Origin of the sequence: Variovorax sp. WS11 (assembly GCF_010499245.1) — a bacterium.
GTDB lineage: Bacteria > Pseudomonadota > Gammaproteobacteria > Burkholderiales > Burkholderiaceae_C > Variovorax.
Map to the genome: position 1 here is coordinate 348,249 of NZ_JAAGOW010000003.1, position 21,187 is coordinate 369,435.

19 protein-coding genes and 1 tRNA gene are annotated in these 21,187 nt (G+C 69.9%); 12 read left to right on the forward strand and 8 right to left on the reverse strand.

The features are described from left to right. Positions 1-49 precede the first annotated feature (49 nt). A complete protein-coding gene (locus GXN78_RS27320; protein WP_106554736.1) occupies positions 50-1,081 on the reverse strand; it encodes an aldo/keto reductase in 1,032 nt (343 codons plus the stop codon). Positions 1,082-1,126: 45 nt separating this feature from the next. After that, positions 1,127-2,317, reverse strand: coding sequence for an MFS transporter (locus tag GXN78_RS27325; RefSeq protein WP_106554735.1), 1,191 nt, complete (start codon positions 2,315-2,317; stop codon positions 1,127-1,129). 79 nt (positions 2,318-2,396) lie between these two features. Between GXN78_RS27325 and GXN78_RS27330 the strand changes: the two genes are divergently transcribed. From GXN78_RS27330 to GXN78_RS27355, 6 genes are read left to right on the forward strand one after another with little or no spacing between them, the layout of a single operon-like run. After that, the gene (locus GXN78_RS27330) at positions 2,397-3,341 is read left to right on the forward strand and encodes a LysR family transcriptional regulator (RefSeq protein ID WP_106554734.1); all 945 of its coding nucleotides are present in this window, start codon (positions 2,397-2,399) and stop codon (positions 3,339-3,341) included. Next, positions 3,338-3,961, forward strand: a complete 624-nt coding sequence (locus tag GXN78_RS27335) for a paraquat-inducible protein A (protein ID WP_106554733.1) — start codon at positions 3,338-3,340, stop codon at positions 3,959-3,961. The genes GXN78_RS27330 and GXN78_RS27335 overlap by 4 nt, the downstream gene beginning before the upstream one ends. After that, a complete protein-coding gene (locus GXN78_RS27340; RefSeq protein ID WP_106554732.1) occupies positions 3,958-4,620 on the forward strand; it encodes a paraquat-inducible protein A in 663 nt (220 codons plus the stop codon). Before GXN78_RS27335 ends, GXN78_RS27340 begins: the two co-directional genes overlap by 4 nt. Then, the gene (locus tag GXN78_RS27345; RefSeq protein WP_106554731.1) at positions 4,617-6,245 is read left to right on the forward strand and encodes an MlaD family protein; all 1,629 of its coding nucleotides are present in this window, start codon (positions 4,617-4,619) and stop codon (positions 6,243-6,245) included. The genes GXN78_RS27340 and GXN78_RS27345 overlap by 4 nt, the downstream gene beginning before the upstream one ends. Then, positions 6,242-6,865: a PqiC family protein gene (locus GXN78_RS27350; protein WP_106554730.1), complete on the forward strand. Its 624-nt coding sequence runs from the start codon at positions 6,242-6,244 to the stop codon at positions 6,863-6,865. Before GXN78_RS27345 ends, GXN78_RS27350 begins: the two co-directional genes overlap by 4 nt. Before the next feature lies 1 nt (position 6,866). Continuing rightward, complete coding sequence (locus GXN78_RS27355) at positions 6,867-7,409, forward strand: methylated-DNA--[protein]-cysteine S-methyltransferase (RefSeq protein ID WP_106554729.1); 543 nt, start codon at positions 6,867-6,869, stop codon at positions 7,407-7,409. Here GXN78_RS27355 and GXN78_RS27360 read toward each other — a convergent pair whose 3' ends face one another. Further along, positions 7,410-8,321 (reverse strand): endonuclease/exonuclease/phosphatase family protein, encoded by a 912-nt coding sequence (locus tag GXN78_RS27360; protein WP_239142943.1) that lies wholly within the window; start codon positions 8,319-8,321, stop codon positions 7,410-7,412. A 310-nt stretch (positions 8,322-8,631) separates the two neighbouring features. On the opposite strand from GXN78_RS27360, the gene GXN78_RS27365 reads away from it, so the two are divergent. From GXN78_RS27365 to GXN78_RS42265, 3 genes are all read left to right on the forward strand, one after another. After that, the gene (locus GXN78_RS27365; protein WP_106554779.1) at positions 8,632-10,068 is read left to right on the forward strand and encodes an MFS transporter; all 1,437 of its coding nucleotides are present in this window, start codon (positions 8,632-8,634) and stop codon (positions 10,066-10,068) included. A 145-nt stretch (positions 10,069-10,213) separates the two neighbouring features. After that, on the forward strand, positions 10,214-11,380 hold the full coding sequence (locus GXN78_RS27370; RefSeq protein WP_343231033.1) for an MFS transporter: 1,167 nt from the start codon (positions 10,214-10,216) through the stop codon (positions 11,378-11,380). Next, positions 11,377-11,814, forward strand: coding sequence for a hypothetical protein (locus GXN78_RS42265; protein ID WP_343231034.1), 438 nt, complete (start codon positions 11,377-11,379; stop codon positions 11,812-11,814). Before GXN78_RS27370 ends, GXN78_RS42265 begins: the two co-directional genes overlap by 4 nt. Positions 11,815-11,893: 79 nt before the next feature. Here GXN78_RS42265 and GXN78_RS27375 read toward each other — a convergent pair. The 3 genes from GXN78_RS27375 to GXN78_RS27385 all read right to left on the reverse strand — a co-directional run bounded on the left by GXN78_RS27375 (position 11,894) and on the right by GXN78_RS27385 (position 13,537). After that, positions 11,894-11,967, reverse strand: a tRNA-Gly gene (locus tag GXN78_RS27375). A 59-nt stretch (positions 11,968-12,026) separates the two neighbouring features. Next, a complete protein-coding gene (locus GXN78_RS27380; protein WP_106554726.1) occupies positions 12,027-12,503 on the reverse strand; it encodes a c-type cytochrome in 477 nt (158 codons plus the stop codon). Between the two features lie 35 nt (positions 12,504-12,538). Then, positions 12,539-13,537 carry an AraC family transcriptional regulator gene (locus GXN78_RS27385; RefSeq protein ID WP_106554725.1) on the reverse strand — a complete coding sequence of 333 codons (999 nt, stop codon included), beginning with the start codon at positions 13,535-13,537 and terminating at the stop codon, positions 12,539-12,541. Between the two features lie 107 nt (positions 13,538-13,644). On the opposite strand from GXN78_RS27385, the gene GXN78_RS27390 reads away from it, so the two are divergent. Beyond that, positions 13,645-15,105: an FAD-binding oxidoreductase gene (locus tag GXN78_RS27390; RefSeq protein WP_106554724.1), complete on the forward strand. Its 1,461-nt coding sequence runs from the start codon at positions 13,645-13,647 to the stop codon at positions 15,103-15,105. Here GXN78_RS27390 and GXN78_RS27395 read toward each other — a convergent pair. Beyond that, a complete protein-coding gene (locus GXN78_RS27395) occupies positions 15,080-15,901 on the reverse strand; it encodes a ferritin-like domain-containing protein (RefSeq protein WP_106554723.1) in 822 nt (273 codons plus the stop codon). The genes GXN78_RS27390 and GXN78_RS27395 overlap by 26 nt on opposite strands. An 88-nt stretch (positions 15,902-15,989) precedes the next feature. Here GXN78_RS27395 and GXN78_RS27400 point away from each other — a divergent pair, with 88 nt between their 5' ends. Then, positions 15,990-17,921: a PhoX family phosphatase gene (locus GXN78_RS27400; RefSeq protein WP_106554722.1), complete on the forward strand. Its 1,932-nt coding sequence runs from the start codon at positions 15,990-15,992 to the stop codon at positions 17,919-17,921. A gap of 21 nt (positions 17,922-17,942) precedes the next feature. Here GXN78_RS27400 and GXN78_RS27405 read toward each other — a convergent pair whose 3' ends face one another. Beyond that, positions 17,943-18,320 carry a DUF2784 domain-containing protein gene (locus GXN78_RS27405; RefSeq protein WP_106554721.1) on the reverse strand — a complete coding sequence of 126 codons (378 nt, stop codon included), beginning with the start codon at positions 18,318-18,320 and terminating at the stop codon, positions 17,943-17,945. A gap of 172 nt (positions 18,321-18,492) precedes the next feature. Between GXN78_RS27405 and alaS the strand changes: the two genes are divergently transcribed. Further along, a complete protein-coding gene (gene alaS / locus GXN78_RS27410) occupies positions 18,493-21,117 on the forward strand; it encodes an alanine--tRNA ligase (RefSeq protein WP_106554720.1) in 2,625 nt (874 codons plus the stop codon). Positions 21,118-21,187 lie beyond the last annotated feature (70 nt).

Consider the following 21,187-nt stretch of genomic DNA (forward strand, 5'->3'; position numbering starts at 1 on the left):
GGACCGGGGCGCTCCGTCGCCGCCCCGCCACGGCCAAGCACGCAAAAGCTCAGACGGCCACCGGGCTGCGCTCCGAAAACTGCCCGTTCCAGTAGGGGTAGTAGGGGTAGGGCGGCGTCACGGCGCTGGCCGCATCGAGGCGCTTCACCTGCTCGGCCGTCAGCTGCCAGCCCAAGGCGCCGAGATTTTGCTCGAGCTGTTCCTCGTCGCGCGCGCCGATCAGCACGCTGGCCACGGTGGGGCGCTGCAGCAGCCAGTTGAGCGCGATCTGCGGCAAGGTCTTGCCGGTCTCCTCGGCCACCTGGTCCATGGCGTCGACCACGCGGTAGAGGCGCTCCTCCTCGACCGGCGGTGCGAAGCCTGCCGTGTCGTGCAGGCGGCTGCCGGCCGGCAGCGGCTGGCCGCGCCGGATCTTGCCCGTGAGCCGGCCCCAGCCCAGCGGGCTCCAGACGATCGCGCCCATGCCCTGGTCGATGGCCAGCGGCATCAGCTCCCATTCGTAGTCGCGGCCGATCAAGGAGTAGTAAGTCTGGTTGGCGACGTAGCGCGACAGGCCCAGCCGGTCCGAAGCGGCAAGCGATTTCATCAGCTGCCAGCCCGAGAAGTTCGACACGCCGATGTAGCGCACCTTGCCTGCGCGGACCAGATCGTCGAGGGTGCGCAGCACCTGCTCGACGGGCGTCATCGCGTCGAAGGCGTGCAGCTGCAGCAGGTCGATGTAATCGGTGCCCAGGCGCTCGAGCGCAGCATCGGTCGCCCTGACCAGGTGGTGGCGGGAGGAACCGACGTCGTTGGGCCCTTCGCCGGCGCGCAGCGACATCTTGGTCGAGAGGATCACCTTGTCGCGCCGGCCCTTGATGGCGGCGCCGAGGATGGACTCGGAGGCGCCGTTCGAGTACACGTCGGCGCTGTCGAAGAGATTGACGCCGGCGTCGAGGCAGATGTCGACGATGCGGCGTGCGCCGTTGACGTCCGTGTTGCCCCAGGCGCTGAAGAGCGGCCCCTGCCCGCCGAAGGTGCCGGCGCCGAAGCCGAGGGCCGGCACCTTGAAGCCGGAGTTGCCGAGGTAGCGATGTTCCATGACGAGTCCTTGGTTCGAATCGGATTGAGGAATGAGGAAGCGATTTCAGCTACGGGCTGGGGCGCAATCCGCGAGCGCCGGCTCGCGCCGGTCGAGCGCGCGGCTCCACAGCGCGATGGCCAGGCCCACCAGCGTGAGCAGCGCCGCCACCCAGCCCAGCGCGCCGAGGCCGGGACCGTGCTCGATCACCGCGCCGCCGACCCAGGCGCCGAGCGCATTGCCGAGGTTGAAGGCCGCGATGTTCAGGCTGGAGGCGAGGTTCTGGCCCGCGCCGGCCGCCTTCTCGAGCACGCGCAGCTGCAGCGGCGCCACCGTGGCGAAGGCGGCGACGCCCAGCAGCCCGACGAAGAGGGCCGCCGTCACGCCGGTCTGGAGCCCCGGCTGCATCAGGGCCATCACCGCGGCCAGCACCGCCAGCGTGCCCAGCACCGCCGGCATCAGCGCCCGGTCGGCCAGCTTGCCGCCCAGGATGTTGCCGACCGCGAGACCACCGCCGAAGAGCAGCAGCAGCGGCGAGACGGCGGATTCGGGCAGGCCGGTGATGCGCGTCAGCAGCGGCTGGATGTAGGTGAAGACCACGAACACGCCGGCATAGCCCAGCACGGTCATCGCGAGCCCCAGCAGCACCTGGGGCCGGGCCAGCACCGCGAGCTCTTCGCGCAGCGGGGCCGGGGCCTGCCGGTCCGCGGCGTGGTCGCGCGGCACGAAGAGCGCGAGCACCGCCAGTGCGAGCACGCCGATCAGCGCCACGGCCCAGAAGGTCGAGCGCCAGCCGAAGTGCAGGCCCAGCCAGGCGCCGGCCGGCACGCCGAGCATGGTGGCGGCGGTGAGGCCGGTGAACATGATGGCGATGGCCGAGGCGCGCTTCTCGGGCGCCACCAGGCCGGTGGCCACCACCGAGCCGACGCCGAAGAAGGTGCCGTGCGCCAGCGAGGTGATCACGCGCGCGGCCATCAGCGTCTCGTAGCTGGGCGCGAGCGCACAGGCGATGTTGCCGAGCGTGAAGATCGCCATCAGCGCCAGCAGCACGGTCTTGCGCGAGGCGCGCCGCGTGGCGATGGTGAGCAGCGGCGCGCCGACCGCAACCCCGAGCGCATAGCCCGAGATCAACAGGCCTGCGGCCGCGATGGAGATATGAAGATCCGCCGAGACCTGCAGCAGCAGGCCCATGATGACGAATTCGGTGGTGCCGATGCCGAAGGCACCAGCGGTGAGGGCGAGGAGGGCGATGGGCATGATGTCCTGTACTGTGCGGGCGCCGCGCCTGGATGACTAGAATGCCGTTCGGACACAGAACTGTGAGTTGAATTCACATATGGCGCGGATCGATGTCAACCGCTCCGGCGAAATGGAAGCCTTCGTGCAGGTGGTCGACCGCGGCAGCTTCTCGGCCGGCGCGCGGGTGCTGGGCATGACGCCCTCGGCCGTCAGCAAGCTGGTGGCGCGGCTCGAGGCCCGGCTGGCGACGCAGCTGGTGCACCGCTCCACCCGCAAGCTGCAGCTCACGCCCGAGGGTCAGAATTTCTACGAGCGCAGCGTGCGCGTGCTGGCCGACATGGACGAGGCCGAGCGCTGTGCCGCCGCCGGGGCCGCGCCGCGCGGGCGGGTGCGTATCAACGCCAGCTACTCCTTCGGCCATTGCGTCCTGATGCCGCTGGTGCCGCGCTTCCTGGAGCTGCATCCGCAGGTCACGCTCGACATCGTGCTGACCGACCGCGTGGTCGACCTGATGGACGAGCGCACCGATGTCGCGATCCGCTGGGGCCCGCTGCCGCCCTCCGACCTGGTGGCGCGCCACCTGTTCGACACCGGCCAGGCGATCGTCGCCTCGCCCGCTTACCTGGAGCGCTACGGCACGCCCCGCACGCCCGGGGAGCTGGAGGCGCACAACCGCATCGGCTCCACCTACCGCCGCTCTGCGCCCGACTGGCCGCTTCGGGTCGACGGCCGCCAGGTCGAGATGCCCGTGGCGGGCACGGTGCGCGCGGGCGACGGCGAGACGCTGCGGCGGCTGGTGCTGGAGGGCGTGGGCCTGGGGCGGCTCTCGCTCTATCACATCCAGCCCGACCTCGAGGCCGGGCGGCTGGTGCCGGTGATGGAGGAGTTCAATCCCGGCGACAAGGTGCCGGTCCATGCCGTCTACCTGGGCAAGGCCGGCCGGCTGCCGGCGCGCATCCGCGCGCTGCTCGACTACCTGGCCGCGCGCCTCGCGGACAATAAGCCGCACCGGGCCGCGGGCCCGCGCCATTCACGACCATGAAGGAAGTTCCCGACGCCATCGTCTGCGAGGGCTGCGACGCGGTCTACCAGCGCCAGCCCCTGCGCCGGCGCCAGGTCGCCCGTTGCGCCCGCTGCGGCGCCGAACTGGACCGCCATGCCGGCGAGCAGGGCGCGCGCGTGCTGCCGCTCACGGTGGCCAGCCTGATCCTGTTCGCGATCGCCAACCTGTTCCCGATCGTCGAGATCCAGGTGAAGGGCCTGCACAGCCAGACCACGCTGGCCGGCGCGGTGGTGGTGCTCAGCACCGAAGGCATGTCGCCGGTGGCGCTGCTCGTGCTGGCCACCACCATCCTGTTCCCGCTGCTGCAGCTGTGCATCCTGTTCTACCTGCTGGTGCCGATGGCGCGCGAGCGCAAGCCGGCCGGCTTCGGCGTCCTGGTGCGGATCCTGCAGATGCTGCGGCCATGGGGAATGATCGAAGTCTTCCTGCTGGGCGTGCTGGTCGCGATCGTCAAGCTCTCGAGCCTGGCGCAGGTGGTGGCCGGGCCGGCGCTGTGGGCCTTCATGGGCCTCACCGTGCTGCTGACGGCGGTGCTGTCCTTCAACCCGCGCGCCTTCTGGGAAATGGCGCTCGAGCCCCGGCCGGGGCAGAGAAAATGACCATCCAGACCGCCGCCGGGCTCGGCCTGCTGAGCTGCCACCACTGCGGCACCGTGTGGTGCGACACCGGCGAGGGCGAGCCCTGCGGGCGCTGCGGCACCCACCTGCACCGGCGCAAGCCGCAGAGCATCCAGCGTACCTGGGCCTACCTGATCGCGGCCTGCATCATGTACGTGCCGGCCAATCTGCTGCCGGTGATGATCACCAAGAGCCTGCTGGGATCGCAGTACGACACCATCCTCTCCGGCGTGATCTACTTCTGGGTCTCGGGCGCGTACGGGCTGGCGGCGATCATCTTCATCGCCAGCTTCCTGGTGCCGCTGTTCAAGCTCACGTCGCTGATCCTGCTGGCGGTGCTGGCCCAGCGCCACAGCGACTGGCGCCAGCCCGAACGGGCGAAGCTCTACCAGGCGCTCGAGATCATCGGCCGCTGGTCCATGCTCGACGTCTTCGTGGTGTCGCTGCTGGCCGGCCTGGTGCGCATCCAGGGCTTCGCCGAGATCACGGCCGGCGTCGGCATCGCGGCCTTCGGCGCGGTGGTGGTGCTGACCATGCTGGCCTCGCTGAGCTTCGATGCGCGCCTCACCTGGGACAGCAAGGATGTGATGGAAGACGAGGAGCCCGAACCCCGCATGGCTAGCAAGGAACAAGTGGTATGACCGACCCGCAGGACGAAACGAGGCCGCTGGCCAAGCCGGTCATCGTCAGGCGCCGCAACTGGCTGCCCTCGCTGATCTGGCTGATCCCCATCGTGGCGGCGCTGGTCGGCGTTGCGCTTGTGGCGCGCATCCTGTTCGACCGCGGGCCCGAAGTGGTGCTGACCTTCAAGACCGCCGAGGGCCTCGAGGCCGGCAAGACCGCCGTGAAGTACAAGGACGTGCAGATCGGCACCGTGCAGACCATCCGCCTGGCCAGCGACCGCACGAACGTGCGCGTGGTGGTGCAGCTCAACAAGGAAGCGAAGAGCTTCACCGCCCAGGACACGCGCTTCTGGGTGGTGCGCCCGCGCCTGGACACCTCGGGCATCTCGGGCCTGGGCACCTTGCTCTCGGGCGCCTACATCGGCGCCGACGCCGGCAGCTCCGAGGAGACGGCGAGCGAATTCACCGGGCTGGAGGCGCCGCCCATCGTCACGCGCGACGCCTCGGGCAAGCAGTTCCTGCTGCGCGCGCGCGACGTCGGCTCGCTGGACATCGGCTCGCCGGTCTACTTCAGGCGCATCAAGGTGGGCCAGCTTGCGGCCTACGAGCTCGACGGCGACGGCCGCGGCGTCCTGCTTCGCGTGTTCATCAACGCGCCCTACGACAAGTTCGTGGGGGTGAACACGCGCTTCTGGCATGCCAGCGGCCTCGATGTGCAGCTCAGCGCCAGCGGCGTGAAGCTGCGGACGCAGTCGCTCGCCACCATCGTGCTCGGGGGCATCGCCTTCCAGGCGCCCGACGATGCACAGGGCCCGCTGGCGCAGGAGAACACCACCTTTGCACTGGCCGAGGACGAGGTCACCGCCATGAAGGAGCCGGACGGGCCCTCGCAACCCCTGCTGATGTACTTCAACCAGTCGCTGCGCGGGCTCTCGCCGGGCTCGGTGGTGGACTTCCGCGGCGTGGAGATCGGCGAGGTCAAGTCCATTGGCGTCGAGTTCGACCCGCAGGGACGCGAGTTCAGGATGCCGGTGCTGGTCCAGGTCTACCCCGACCGCCTGCGCCGCGGCCAGAACCTCGGCACGCAGGAGTCGCGCTACACGCAGACCGAACGCCTGAAGTTCCTGGTCGACAAGGGCCTGCGCGCGCAGCTGCGCACCGGCAACCTGCTGACCGGCCAGGTCTACGTGGCGCTCGACTTCTTCCCCAAGTCCCCGCCGGTGAAGATCGACCTCAATCAGAACCCGGTCGAGATGCCCACCGTGGCCAACAGCCTGGACGAGATCCAGGCACAGGTGGGCGATATCGCGCGCAAGCTCAACAAGGTGCCTTTCGAGGAAATCGGCCGCGACCTGCGCAAGACGCTGGCCACGCTCGACAAGACCCTGGCCAGCGCCGAGCAGCTGACCAGCAGCCTGAAGAACGACGTGAGTCCGGAGATGGCCGCTGCGATGAAGGACGTGCGCAAGACGCTGAACAGCGCCGAGAAAACCCTGGCCGACGATTCGCCCCTGCAGCAGGACATGCGCCAGACGCTGCAGGAAGTCACGCGCGCCGCGGGCTCGCTGCGCGTGCTGACCGACTACCTCGAACGCCACCCCGAGTCGCTGCTGCGCGGCAAGCCGGAGGACAAGAAGAAATGAGCACGATCCGAGCACGCGGCCTGGCGCTGGCCGCCGCCGCGCTGCTGGCCGCCTGCGCCAGCCCCGCGCCCCAGTACTACAGCCTGGCCGATGCCGAGCCGGCCCCGCCCGCGGCGGCGACCGGCGGCGCCACGGGCTACATCGAGCTCGCGCCCATCGCCATGCCAGAACGCTTCGCGCGCCCGCAGCTGGTGGTGCGGCAAAAGGATGCGGCCGCGGGGCCGGAGGTCGACATCCTGGAACAGCACCGCTGGTCCTCCTCCTTCGAGAACGAGTTGCGCGACGCGCTGGGCAGCGGTATCGCGCGGCGCCTCGGCGCCGTGGACGCCACCAAGGGCGGCCGCCCGCGCGGCCAGCCGGTGATGCGCATCGCGGTGCAGCTGCGGCAGTTCGATGCCGTCGAAGGCAGCCGCGTCGACGCCGGCTTCAGCTGGACCCTGCGCCGCACCGAAGAGGGCTTGGCCGTCAGCTGCCAGCTCTCCGTGCCGGAGCCCGTGGAAGGCCGCGGCATCGACGCGCTGGCTCGCGGCGCCCAGCGCGCCACGGCGCGGCTGGCCGGCGCCATTGCGCGCAGCGTGACCGCCGTGCAGAACAACGCGGCGAACCCCTGCCAGGGCTGAGATGAACCCCGAAGGCTTCGCGCTCTTCGACACCGCCATCGGCGCCTGCGGGATCGCCTGGGGTGCGCGGGGCATCGTCGGCGTGCAGTTGCCCGAGGCCGGGGAGGGCGCCACGCGCTCGCGCATGCAGCGACGCTTCGCGCAGGTGCCGGAGGTGGTGCCGCCGGCCACGGTGCAGGCCGCTTGCGACGCGATCCGTGCGCTGCTCGAAGGCGCGCCGCGCGACCTGGCGGAGATCGTGCTGGACTACCAAGGCGTGCCCGACTTCCACCGCCGCGTCTACGAGATCGCGCGCCGCATCGTGCCCGGCCACACGCGCAGCTACGGCGAGATCGCCGCAGAGCTCGGCGACAAGGGCCTCTCGCGCGCCGTCGGGCAGGCGCTGGGCCACAACCCCTTCGCGCCCGTGGTGCCCTGCCACCGCGTGCTGGCGGCCGGCGGCAAGCCCGGCGGCTTCTCGGCGCATGGCGGCGCGACGGCGAAGCTCAGGATGCTGATGATCGAAGGCGCGCGGCCGCCCAGCGACACGGCGCCGCTGTTCTGACTACACCCCCAGCTTGATCGGCTTGTGCTTGAAGACGGCACGGATGATCCCGTGGTCGTTGGTGCCGTCGGCCTTGTGGTCGTCGAAGTTGAGGTGGTCGTTGTTCACGGCCAGCCCGTCGAAGAGCCAGAGCCGCTTGCGGCTGTTGTCGTAGAACTGCTCGCTGACCAGGATGTGGTCCAGCGATTCGCGGAAGTCCTGGTGCACGTGGGTGTAGTAGACGTCGCGCGTGTCCCGGTATTCCTGGAGCGTCTGCGCGGTGTAGAGCGCCACGTCGCCGCCGCCGACGGAGTCGCCCACCAGGTAGCGGGGCTGCTCGGTCAGGATGTTGGCGGTGTTGCTCTGCTGGCCGTCGTTGATGTCGCCGAGCACGATCACAGGCGTGTCGTTGCCCTTCATCTGCTCGGTCAGCAGAAAGCGCAGCGCAGCGGCCTCGGCGGTGCGCCGGATCGTCGACAGCGCGCCACCCAGCGCCGTCGAATGCTTGCCGTAGGCGGCCTTGTCCACCTTGAACCATGCTTCGTTGAAGACCTTGGTGGGTGCCTTCGACTTGAAGTGGCACACATAGACATGGACGTCCGGCTCGTCCTCGCGCGGCTTGATCGTGAAATGCGCCACCGGCCTGGAGAAGCCGCGGATCGTCACGTCGATCTCCGGCGTTTGCGGATCGTCGCCGCTGGATTGCAGCTTGAACTTCTGCGGAAACTCGCTGATCCAGTTCGGCGTGCTGCTGAGCAGCCCCTTGCGCACGATCGCGGCGCAGACGATCTTGCGGCCATCGGCGTCGGGCGGCACCAGCAGGTCGTACGAGTCCGTGAGGCCCGCGGCCTCGAGTGCCCGGGCCAGCGAGGCGGCATGCCACAGCTCCTGGAAACCGAAGACGTCCGACTTCAGCACGCCGAGCTGCCGCACCGTCCAGGCGATCTTTCGCTCGTATTCCTCTTGCGTCCAACCGTCCTTGTCCGAGTAGAGCGCGCGGCCCGGCTCGTTGAGGTTGTAGAGATTGAAGGTGGCCAGGCTCAGTTCTTTCAGGTTCGTCGTGGTGCTCCTCTGGGTGCGGATTCAACTTAGCCGCGTTTGGTGACAGCAATGCGAACAGCAGCATTGGGCGTTCGTCGGCGTCCTTCCGCAACTACCAACGTTGGTAGGTCGCCGGGCTGCCTAGCACAGCAGCTTGCATTCCGCTCGCACGCGCCATTGCGGCCTTGGCGACAATCGGATGATGACTTCCTTGCACGCGCAGCCGGCCGCTCCCGCCCAGGCGCCCGTCGCCGACGGGCTGCCGCAGCCGCAGCGCCGCTGGGCGATGCTGGTGATCATCTTGGGCATCATGGTCGCCGTGCTCGACGGCACCATCGTCAACCTGGCGCTGCCCGGCATCGCGCGCGAGCTCCAGGCCGATCCGGCGCATGCGATCTGGGTGGTCAATGCCTACCAGATCGCGACGCTGGTGATGCTGCTGCCCCTGGCCTCGCTGGGCGATCTGGTCGGCTACCGGCGCGTGTACCTGGTGGGCATGGCGCTCTTCGCCTTGGCCTCCTTGGCGGCGACGCTGGCCGACTCGCTCGCCACGCTCATCGCCGCGCGCGCCCTTCAGGGCTTGGGCGCCGCCGGCCTGATGAGCGTCAATTCGGCGCTGGTGCGGCTGGTCTATCCGCGTGCGCAACTCGGTCGCGGCATGGCGATCAACTCGATGGTGGTGGCATGTGCCTCGGTCGCCGGGCCCTCGGTGGCGGCTGCGATTCTTTCGGTGGCTTCGTGGCCCTGGCTGTTCGCGCTCAACCTGCCGTTGGGCCTTCTGGTGCTGGCGCTGGGCTGGCGCGCGCTGCCGGTGGAGCGCACGGCGGTCGCCGCGGGGGAACGCTTCTCCTGGGTCGACGTGCTGCTCAACGTGCTGATGTTCTCGCTGGTCTTCGTCGGCGCCGACCGGCTGGGCGTGCGCAGCGACGCAGGGCAGGGCGCCCAGGCCGGTGCGTGGCTGCTGCTGCTGGCCGGGCTGGCGGTGGGCGTCGTCTACCTGCGGCGCCAGCGTGCGCTGGCCGTGCCGCTGTTCCCGGTGGACCTGCTGCGCATCCCCGTGTTCGCGCTGTCGATGGGCACCTCGGTGGCCGCCTTCTGCGCGCAGATGCTGTCCTTCATCGCGCTGCCTTTCCTGCTGCTCGAAACCTACGGGCGCTCTCACGTGGAGGCCGGCCTGCTGATCACCGCCTGGCCGCTGGCCATCGTGGTGATGGCGCCGATCGCGGGGCGCCTCATCGGCCGCTACCCGGACGGCTGGCTGGGCGGCATCGGCCTGAGCCTGCTGTCGCTCGGCCTCGTGCTGCTGGCCACGCTGCCCGCGCAGCCGGGCAATGCCGACATCGTGTGGCGCATGGCGCTGTGCGGCCTGGGCTTCGGCCTGTTCCAGTCGCCCAACAACCACACCATCGTGACGTCGCCGCCCGCGCACCGCAGCGGCGCGGCCAGCGGCATGCTGGGCACCGCGCGGCTCACGGGCCAGACCCTGGGCGCGGTGCTGCTGGCCGGCATCTTCAGCGTGTGGCCTCCGCACGCGGGCCGCGGGCCCTTCATTGCGCTGGGCCTGGCTGCTGCCTGCGCGGCCGTGGCCGCGGTGTGCAGCACGCTGCGCACGCGCGAGCCGCGCACCCGCATCGCCTGAGGACGCGCAGGAGGTTATCCAATGAGTCGCACGGCCGCTCCGAAGGCTCATTGCACCGTAGCCCGCAGGGCGGAGGTTATCCAATGAGCCGCACGGCCGCTCCGAAGGCTCATAGCACCGCAGCCCGCAGGGCGGAGGTTGTCCAATGACTCAGATCGGCAAGCCCCCGGGCGACGACGCCCTGATCCGGCATGGCTGCGAGGCCGCGGCGTGCCCGCAGTCCTCGAAGCCCTGGGTGCTGGCCGCGGCCATCATCGGCTCGAGCATGGCCTTCATCGACGGCACCGTGGTCAACGTGGCGCTGCCCGCCATCCAGCGCGAACTGGACGCGACGGCCTTCCAGGCGCAATGGGTGGTGGAGTCCTACGCGTTGTTCCTGGCTGCGCTGCTGCTGGTCGGCGGCGCGCTGGGCGACCTGTTCGGACGGCGCCGCATCTTCGCGCTCGGCGTGCTGCTTTTCGCGCTGGCCTCGGCGGGCTGCGCGCTGGCGGGCACGGTGCAGCAGCTGATCCTGGCGCGCGCGGTGCAGGGCATCGGCGGAGCCTTGCTGGTGCCGGGCAGCCTGGCGTTGATCAGCGCCAATTTCGAGAAGAAGGAGCGCGGCCGCGCCATCGGCACCTGGTCCGGCGCGAGCGGCATCACCGCCGCCGTGGGGCCGGTGCTCGGCGGCTTCCTGGTCGACCATTACTCGTGGACCTGGGCCTTCCTGGTCAATGTGCCGATGGCGCTGGCGGTGCTGTGGATCGCGTGGCGCCACGTGCCGGAGAGCCGCGGCAGCTCCGCCGGCAGCGGACTGGATGTGTGGGGCGCTGCGCTCGCGACCGCGGCGCTGGCCGGCATCGTCTATGCCTTCATCGAGGCGCCTACGCAGGGCTGGCGCTCCGCGGCGGTGCTGGCGGCGCTGTCCATCGGCATCGGAAGCAGCATTGCCTTCGTGGCGGTGGAGCGGCGCGTCCGATCGCCGATGCTGCCCTTGTCGCTGCTGCGCATCGGCAATTTCGGCGGGGCCAACCTGCTGACGCTGCTGCTGTATGCGGCGCTCGGGGGTGGGCTGTATTTCTTTCCGCTCAACCTGATCCAGGTGCAGGGCTACTCGGCGACCGTGGCGGGCGCTGCGCTGCTGCCTTTCATCCTGATCATGTTCGCGCCTCGCGGGCGGGCAGCTGGTGGACCGCTTCGGGCCGCGCCTGCCGCTGGTGGTGGGGGCCGAGCATCGCGGCGGCGGGCTTCGCGTTGTTCGCGGTGCCGGGCGTTGGCGCGAACTACTGGACGGCCTTCCTGCCGGCGGTGGTGGTGCTGGGGTTCGGCATGACCATCACCGTGGCGCCGCTCACGACGACGGTGATGAATGCGGTCGGGGAAGAGGCGGCGGGCATCGCCTCGGGCGTGAACAACGCGGTGTCGCGCGCGGCCTCGGTGCTGGCGATTGCGGTGTTCGGCGTGGTGATGGCGTGGGTCTTCGATGCGGTGCTGGCCGAGGGCTTGCGCGCGGCGGGAGCGTCGGCGCAGGCCAGTGCTTTTATCGAAGGGCAGCGCAGCAAGCTGGCGGGGGCGCAGTTGCCGCCGGGCATCGATGCGGCTGCGGCGGCTGCGCTCAAGCAGGCAGTGGCCGAGTCCTTCGTGGCGGGCTTTCGGTGGGTGATGCTGGTCTGCGCGGGGCTGGCGCTGCTGAGCGCGTTGAGCGCGTGGGTGATGATCGGGCGCGGGCCGAGCGAGGCGAGGGGCGTGGTGCCGAAGGCGCGTTAGCGGTCAGGGAGGCAGCAGGCTCGAGGGGTCGAATGGGCTCCCTGGGGAGCGCTTGGCGGCCTCGCGGGGCACCAAGAGATGGAGCGGGTGAAGGGAATCGAACCCTCGTATGAAGCTTGGGAAGCTGCCGTTCTACCATTGAACTACACCCGCAGCAGGCGCGAATTCTAGCGCGTGTCCGGCACGCATCGCCGCAGTTTGCGCAGCTCGCCCTACTGCGGAAACTGCACCACCGGCCCCTGCGCCTTCTGCCCCGGCGGCACATAGGCAGGCGCCGGTGCGCCGCCGGGCCCCAGAGAACGGGTGTAGGCGTAGATGGCCTTCAGCTCGGCATCGCTCATGGCGCGCACGTTGAACCAGGGCATGGGCGGCCTCGGCTCCATGTGGCGGGCATGGTGCAGCCACTGCCGCTCGGTCATGCTGGCCATCATGAGGCGCAGGTTGGTCCCATAGGTCGTGCCCCACGGGCCTGCCCAGCCCAGGCTGTCGCCGGTCAGCCAGAGCTTCTCGTCGACCTGGCCGTTCTTCTGTGCGTAGCGGGGCGTGTGGCAGTCGTTGCATCCGGCGATGCGGATCAGGTGGCGACCGCGTTCCAGCTGGTTCTTGCCCGGCCCGGGCGGCGCGGCCACAGCCGCGGTGGAGGCGAGGGCGGTCATGGCTGCAGCGAGGAAGATCCGGTACGGCGTCATGGGGCACTCCTTGGACTTGGGCGTTGAGGAAAACATCACTTCTGGTTGCTGCGCTCCCGCCGCCAGGCCGCCGGCGGCCTGCCCACCAGGCGCTTGAAGGCCCGCGCGAAAGCCGCCTCGGAGTCGTAGCCGACATCGAGCGCGATCGCCGCGACGGTGGCGCGCGTCTCCAGCAGCAGCCGCGCCGCAGCCTGCATGCGCCACTGCGCCAGGTACTGCATGGGCGGAATGCCGACCAGCTGGACGAAGCGCTCGTGCAGCGCGGAGCGCGACAGGCCGATGCGCCGACCGAGCTCGTCGAGGGTCCAGTCCTCGGCCGGCTGCTCGTGCATCAGCGCCAGGGAGCGGCCGACAAAGCGGTCGCGCAGGCCGGCGAGCCAGCCGGCGCTTTGCGCTGGCAGGGCATCGGCGTAGCGGCGCACGGCGTCGACGAACATCATCTCGCTCATGCGCGCCAGCATGGCCTCGCCGCCGGGGCGGTGGGCCCGCGATTCGGCCGCGGCCTGCTCGGTGAACTGCGCGATCCAGGCGTCCTCGCCGTTGGCGCGCAGGTGCAGCATGCGCGGCAGCGCGGCGATCAGGGGGTTGAAGGGCTGCATGTCGCAGCCGAGGAAGCCGCAGACGATGGTGGCGTCGCTGGCGGAGTCCGGCGTGGTCTCGAGCTGCACATTGCGGCCGTCGTAGGCGACGCGCAGCGGCAGCTGCTCGATGCGCGCGCTGCCGAACCAGCTCAGGTCGCTGCTGCCGCGCAGCCCGGGCGCGCTCGACACCACGTGCGCGTCGCCGTGCGGGAACATCACGACGTCGCCCGCGGACAGCTGCGCGAACGGCCCGCCGGGGATGCCCGCCCAGCAGGTGCCCTGGGTGACGGCGTGGTACTCCACCACGTGCTCGACGCCGGGCATCAGGAGCGGCGCGATCTCCCGCGCCGGGGGCGCCTCGGCCGCCCAGTCGCTGTGGCCGCTGATGTGGAAGAAGACCGCGCCGCGCAGGCGCACGCTGCGCAGCACGTCCGACAAGGTGTCCAGGCTCATGCCCCGGACGCGCGAGCAAGCACGCGCGACGCGAAATCAAGCATCGCCGCAGGCAGGCCGGAAGAATGAATGCACCCCTTCCTCACCACGTCCTCCTGGAGCACGACATGCACTCTGTGACTTACCTTACGCTGGACAAGGATGTCCGGCAAGCCCGGCCCGCCGAGCTCGACGCTTTCGCGGCGCAGGTCAGCGGCGGCGTGCTCAGCGCCGCAGATGCCGACTACGACACGGCGCGAAAGGTCTGGAACGGCACGGTCGACCGCCGACCGGCGCTGATTGCGCGCTGCCTGACGGACGCCGACGTGCAGGCCGCGGCGCGCTTCGCCGCGGCGCAGCGGATGCTGCTGAGCGTGCGCGGCGGCGGCCATCACATCGCCGGCAACGCGGTCGCAGAGGGGGGACTGATAATCGACCTGTCGGGCATGCGCTCGATCCGCATCGACGCGATGAAGCGCACCGCGCACGTCGCCGCGGGCGCGCTGCTGGGCGACCTGGATCGCGAGGCGCGGGCGCACGGGCTGGCCACGCCGCTCGGGATCAATTCCACCACCGGGGTGGCCGGGCTCACGCTCGGCGGCGGCTTCGGCTGGCTGACGCGCCGCCACGGCATGAGCATCGACAACCTGCTGAGCGCTACGGTGGTGATGGCCGACGGTTCGCTGCGCACGGCTTCCGCCGACTCGGAGCCGGAGCTGTTCTGGGCGCTGCGTGGCGGCGGCGGCAACTTCGGCGTGGTGACCTCTTTCGAGTTTCGGCTGCACCCGGTCGGGCCCGAGCTTTACGCCGGGCTGGTCGTGTACCCCTTCGCGCAGGCCCGCCAGGTGCTGCGCGCCTGGCGCGACTTCACGGCGGGCGCGCCCGACGAGCTAACCGTCTGGACGGTGCTGCGCAAGGCGCCGCCGTTGCCTTTTCTGCCGGCCGAGGTGCACGGCACCGAGGTGGTGATCTTTCCGCTGGTCTACAGCGGCGGGGTGGAGGAGGGCGAGCGGGCTGCGGCGCCGGTGACGCAGTTCGGCGATCCGCTCGGCGTCGCGCTGGGGCCGACGCCCTACGCCGGCTTCCAGTCCGCCTTCGATCCGCTGCTCGCGCCGGGCGCGCGCAACTACTGGAAGTCGAACAACTTCAGCGCGCTCGGCGACGCGGCGCTCGACCTGATGATCGAGGCCGCCGGGCGGCTGCCGGGGCCGGAGTGCGAGATCTTCATCGCGCAGCTCGGTGGCGCGATGGAGCGGGCGGCCCCGTCGGCAACCGCCTTCGTCGGCCGCGATGCGCGCTACATCATGAACGTGCACGGCCGCTGGTCCGATGCGCGCGACGACGCGGCGGTGCGCGCCTGGGCGCGGCAGGTGTTCCAGGATGTCGCGCCGCACGCCACCGGCAGCGGCTACGTGAACTTCCTGACCGAGGACGAGGCCGGGCGCGTGGAGGCGAGCTACGGCATGAACTACCCGCGCCTGCAGCAGCTCAAGCGGCGCTTCGACCCGGGCAACCTGTTCCGCATGAACCTGAACATCGAGCCGGCCGGCGGGGCCAGCGCTCTCAGCGCAGGAACACCCGCGTCATGAACTGCTCGATGGGGAACTGCAGCGCCACCCGCAGCGGCTCCGGCAGCTCCAGCGGCCGCATCAGCATCTTGAGCGTGGCGCCCGGACTGAGGTTGCGGCTCACGGTGCGGCTCATGCGGCTGCCCATCTCGCGCAGGTAGCGCGCATCCTCGGCGCGCTCGGGCGCGCGGGTCTTCGCGATGTGGCGAATCGCGCAGTCGGCATCTTCGCTCTTGAGCTCCCAGGTGCGCCGCGCCAGCGTGCCCAGCACGCGCAGGCGGCCCAGGCCTTCCTCCTCGCGGTAGCGGCGGAAGAAGCGGTAGAAATGCTTGTAGTGGCTGATCTCGTCGTTGGCGATGCGGGTCGCGAGATCGATAAAGACCGGCTCGCTCGTGCTGCGGGCCAGCGCCCGGTAGTAGGTGGCGGTGCCGGTCTCGACCACGCAGCGCGCCGACATCTCGAGGCCGCGGCTGGGCGCCAGCAGTTCTACCTTGCAGTAGGTCGTGTATTCCTCGAGGAAGCTGCGGTAGGCGGGCTCCCAGTCGAACTCCGGCCAGACGTGCGCCACATAGGCCCGCAGTGCCTTGCCGTGCTGCAGTTCCTCGGGCTCCCAGTGCTCGCGCAGCCAGGTGATGACCTCGTCGTCGCCCTCGAAAAAGTCGATCAGGTTGCTCGTGTAGAGGTCCGAACCGCTCTCGATGAAGGAGGCGGAGCAGGCCAGGTAGAAGTGGGTCTCGTCGGGTCGTACTGCGTCGAGCGAGATGCGCGAGAAGTCCAGGTCGTCGATGACCCAGTGCGTGGTGTCGTAAGCCGGCATCGCGCCACCTTACACCGATGTCACGGTGCCTTCATGCGGCTCGTCGAACATGGAGGGCTTGCCCCCCACTTGACGAGAGTTCACAAGAATGGCCAAAGACTTCGACTGCATGGAGGACTCCAACCGGAGCGCCAATCCCACCATCCATGAGGTTTCCGACCCCGCCCGTCGGGTATTCGTGCGCGGCGGACTGGCGGCCACCGTGGCCGGGCTGTTCGGGCCGCTGGCCGCCGGCGCGCTCGCGGGCTGCGCCACCACCGGCAGCGGCAACGCGGCCTCGCTGGGCCGCGGCATCGGCTTCAAGAGCGTGCCGATGGCGGCGGTCGACCGCATCGTGGTGCCCGAGGGCTACAGCGCCCAGGTGCTGTACCGCTGGGGCGATGCCGTGGGCGTGGCGGGCCAGATGCCGGCCTTCAACGCGGACGCCTCCAACACCGCGGCCGAGCAGGCGCTGCAGGCCGGCATGCACCACGACGGCATGGCCTTCTTCCCCACCGAGGGCTCCTCGCAGCGCGGCCTGCTGGTGATGAACCACGAGTACGTCGACGACGGCCTGCTGCACACCGACGGCATGAAGACCTGGAGCGCCGAGAAGGTGCGCAAGTCCATGAACGCGCATGGCGTCTCGGTGATCGAGATCCAGCGCGAGGGCAGCGGCTGGAAGCAGGTCGCGCCTTCGAAGTTCGCGCGCCGCATCACGGCGCTCACGCCGATGACCCTGACGGGCCCGGCCGCCGGCCACCCGATGCTGCGCACCGCCGGCGACCCGACCGGCACGCGCATCCTGGGCACCTACAACAACTGTGCCAACGGCCACACGCCCTGGGGCACCTACCTCGCCTGCGAGGAGAACTTCGCCGACTACTTCGAGGGCGTCGACAACCCCGATGCGCACCAGCGCCGCTGGGGCATCCGCAAGGGCAACGGCGCCAAGTACCGCTGGCACGAGCACGACGAGCGCTTCAGCGTGGCGAAGCATCCCAACGAATCCAACCGCTACGGCTGGGTGGTCGAGATCGATCCGCAGGACCCGGCGTCCACGCCCATCAAGCGCAGCGCCCTCGGCCGCGCCGCGCACGAGGGCGCGGCCACCGCGCTCACGGCCGACGGCCGGGCGGTGGTCTACATGGGCGAGGACTCGCGCTTCGAGTACATCTACAAGTTCGTCAGCCGCGACCGCGTCAAGCCGGGCGGCTTCGCGGCCAACCGCGAGCTGCTGGACCACGGCACGCTGTACGTCGCGCGCTTCGACGTCGACGGCACCGGCGAATGGATGCCGCTGGTGCAGGGCCAGGGCCCGCTGACGGTGGACAAGGGCTTCGCGAACCAGGGCGACGTGCTGATCAAGTCGCGCCAGGCCAGCGATGCGCTGGGTGCCACCAAGATGGACCGCCCGGAGTGGACCACGGTGGACCCGATCACGAAGGAGGTCTACTGCACGCTGACCAACAACAGCAACCGCGGCGGCCAAGGCCAGGCCTTCATGGACGCGGCCAATCCGCGCTCCAACAACACCATGGGCCAGATCATCCGCTGGAAGGAAACGGGCGACCTCGACGCCACCCGATTCGCTTGGAACCACCTCGTGCTGGCCGGCGATCCGAAGCAGAGCCGCTACGAGGCGCAGGGCAACATCAAGGGCGACACCTTCGGCAGCCCCGACGGCCTGCTGGTCGACGCGCGCGGCGTGCTGTGGATCCAGACCGACGTTTCGACCTCGACGCTGGGCAAGGGCGAGTACGTCAACCTGCCCAACAACCAGATGCTGGCCTGCGATCCCACCAAGGGCGAGATCTGCCGCTTCCTGCTCGGCCCGGCCGGCTGCGAGGTCACCGGGCTCACGGCCACGCCGGACCTGAAGTCGCTGTTCATCAACATCCAGCATCCCGGCGAGCCGGCCAACGAGCGCAGCGACCCCGAGAAGCCGCTGGCGATCTCGAAGTGGCCGGATGGCGCCGGCCGGCCGCGCTCGGCGACGGTGGTCATCACCAAGAACGACGGCGGCGTGATCGGAACCTGAGCGCTTCCCCGGGCGCCGGAATCAGGGGCGCCCGGCCTGGCGATGTCGCCGCCGCACCAGCAGTGCATAGACGCCCACGTTCAGCAGCGTGACGAAGACGCCCACGCCGATCTCCAGTTCGCGCGTGAAGCCCTCGGGATAGATCAGGCCGGGCAGGTAATGCTGGACGAAGCCGCCCTCGTAGCCGGCCTGGCCGGCCTCGCGGCGCAGCGTGTTCTCCAGCGGCGTCAGCGGGCAGACCCCGCCCGCCCAGGAGATCCAGGCTGCCCAGGCGACAGCCGGCAGGTGCAGCCAGGCCACGCGCGGCCAGCGCCACACCAGCGCGCCGCCGGCGACGACAAAGACGATGAAGAGCCCGTGCAGCAGGAGCACGGCGTCGGCGAGCAGGCGCGGGGTCATGGGCGCAAGGGTCGCATGGGCGCGGCTTTTCGGCAAAGGCGCCCCGCATGGCCGCGGGGGCGGCGAGGGCAGGGCCAAACCTATAATCGACAGCTCAGCAGATCAAGTAGTCAGGTGGGTTCGATGCAGGGCTGCCCGCAGCCGGCCGCCTCTCTCAGCACTCCAATCCAAGATGAGCCAGCCCACCTTCAGCGTCGCGGACATCCGCAAGTCCTTCCTCGATTTCTTCGCCTCCAAGGGTCACACCGTGGTGCCGTCGAGCTCGCTGGTGCCGGGCAACGACCCGACCCTGATGTTCACCAATTCCGGCATGGTGCAGTTCAAGGACGTGTTCCTCGGCACCGACAAGCGCCCCTACGTGCGCGCCACCTCCGTGCAGGCCTGCCTGCGTGCCGGCGGCAAGCACAACGACCTGGAGAACGTGGGCTACACCGCGCGCCACCACACCTTCTTCGAGATGCTGGGCAACTGGAGCTTCGGCGACTACTTCAAGCGCGAGTCGCTCAGCTGGGCCTTCGAGCTGCTGACGCAGGTCTACAAGCTGCCGGCCGAGCGCCTCTGGGCCACCGTCTACCAGGAGGACGACGAGGCCTACGACATCTGGACCAAGGTCATCGGCCTGCCGCCCGAGCGCGTGGTGCGCATCGGCGACAACAAGGGCGGGCGCTACATGTCCGACAACTTCTGGATGATGGCCGACACCGGCCCCTGCGGCCCGTGCTCCGAGATCTTCTACGACCACGGCCCCGGGATCGCCGGCGGCCCGCCCGGCTCGCCCGATGAAGACGGCGACCGCTACATCGAGATCTGGAACAACGTGTTCATGCAGTTCGACATGCAGCCCGACGGCAGCGTGAAGCCGCTGCCGGCGCCCTGCGTCGACACCGGCATGGGCCTGGAGCGCCTGGCCGCGATCCTGCAGCATGTGCACAGCAACTACGAGATCGACCTGTTCGACCGGCTCATCAAGGCCGCCTCGCGCGAGACCGGCGAGAAGGACCTGCACAACAAGAGCTTGCGCGTGATCGCCGACCACATCCGCGCCACCGCCTTCCTGGTGGCCGACGGCGTGATCCCCTCCAACGAGGGCCGAGGCTACGTGCAACGCCGCATCGTGCGCCGCGCCATCCGCCATGGCTACAAGCTCGGTCAGAAGAAGCCCTTCTTTCACAAGCTGGTGCCCGACCTGGTGGCGCTGATGGGCGAGGCCTACCCCAAGCTGGTGGCCGACGAGCAGCGCATCACCGAGACGCTGAAGGCCGAGGAGGAGCGCTTCTTCGAGACGCTCGCCAACGGCATGGAGATCCTCGACGCGGCCCTGGCCGGCGATGCCAAGGTGCTGCCGGGCGAGGTGGCCTTCAAGCTGCACGACACCTACGGCTTCCCGCTCGACCTCTCGGCCGACGTCTGCCGCGAGCGCGGCGTGGAGGTCGATGCCGCGGGCTTCGATGCCGCGATGGAAAAGCAGAAGGCTGCCGGCCGCGCCGCCGGCAAGTTCAAGATGGACCGCGCCGTGGACTACGCGGGCGCGGCCAATGCCTTCACCGGCTACGAGCATCTGGAGGAACAGGCGCGCGTGCTGGCGCTGTACTTCGAAGGCGCGCCGGTGCAGGAGCTGAAGGAAGGCCAGCCCGGCATCGTGGTGCTCGACACCACGCCCTTCTACGCCGAGAGCGGCGGCCAGGTCGGCGACCAGGGCGTGCTGGTGGCCGAGGGCCTGCAGTTCGGCATCGACGACACGCAGAGGATCAAGGCCGACGTCTATGGCCACCACGGCACGCAGACGCAAGGCACGCTCAAGGTGGGCGACACGGTCACGGCGCGCGTCGACACGGCACTGCGCGCCGCCACCATGCGCAACCACAGCGTGACCCACCTGATGCACAAGGCCCTGCGCGAGGTGCTGGGCACGCACGTGCAGCAGAAGGGCTCGCTGGTCGATGCCGACAAGACCCGCTTCGACTTCGCGCACAACGCGCCGGTGACGCCTGCGCAAGTGCTCGAGATCGAGCGCCGCGTCAATGCCGAGATCCTGGCCAACCAGGCCACGCAGGCGCGCCTGATGGACATGGAGTCGGCCCAGAAGACCGGCGCCGTGATGCTCTTCGGTGAGAAGTACGGCGAGACCGTGCGCGTGCTCGACATCGGCACGAGCCGCGAGCTGTGCGGTGGCACCCACGTGACGCGCACCGGCGACATCGGCCTCTTCAAGATCGTGAGCGAGGGCGGCGTGGCCGCCGGCGTGCGCCGCATCGAGGCCGTGACCGGCGCCAACGCGCTGGCCTACCTGCAGGCGCTCGAGGCCACGGTGAACAGCGTGGCCGCCACGCTCAAGACGCCGGTGCCCGAGGTGCAGCCGCGCCTGGTGCAGGTGCTGGAGCAGGTGCGCGCGCTGGAGCGCGAGGTCGGCGCGCTCAAGGGCAAGCTGGCCTCGTCCAAGGGCGACGAGCTGCTGGCCCAGGCGGTCGAGATCAAGGGCATCAAGGTGCTGGCCGCCAAGCTGGACGGCGCCGATGCCAAGACGCTGCGCGAGACCATGGACAAGCTCAAGGACAAGCTCAAGACCGCGGCCATCGTGCTGGCGGCGGTCGACGGCGGCAAGGTCCAGCTGGCCGCCGGCGTCACGGCCGACAGCATGGGCAAGCTCAAGGCAGGCGAGCTGGTCAACTTCGTGGCCCAGCAGGTCGGCGGCAAGGGCGGCGGCAAGCCCGACCTGGCGATGGCCGGCGGCACCGATGCGGCCGGGCTTCCCAAGGCGCTCGCCTCGGTGCAGGACTGGGTCGCCCAGCGGGTCTGACACCCTGCCCAGGCGGGTCCGTCCGTGCCATAGTCGCGCGGATGGAAGGGGCTTTCCGGTCATTGCCGAT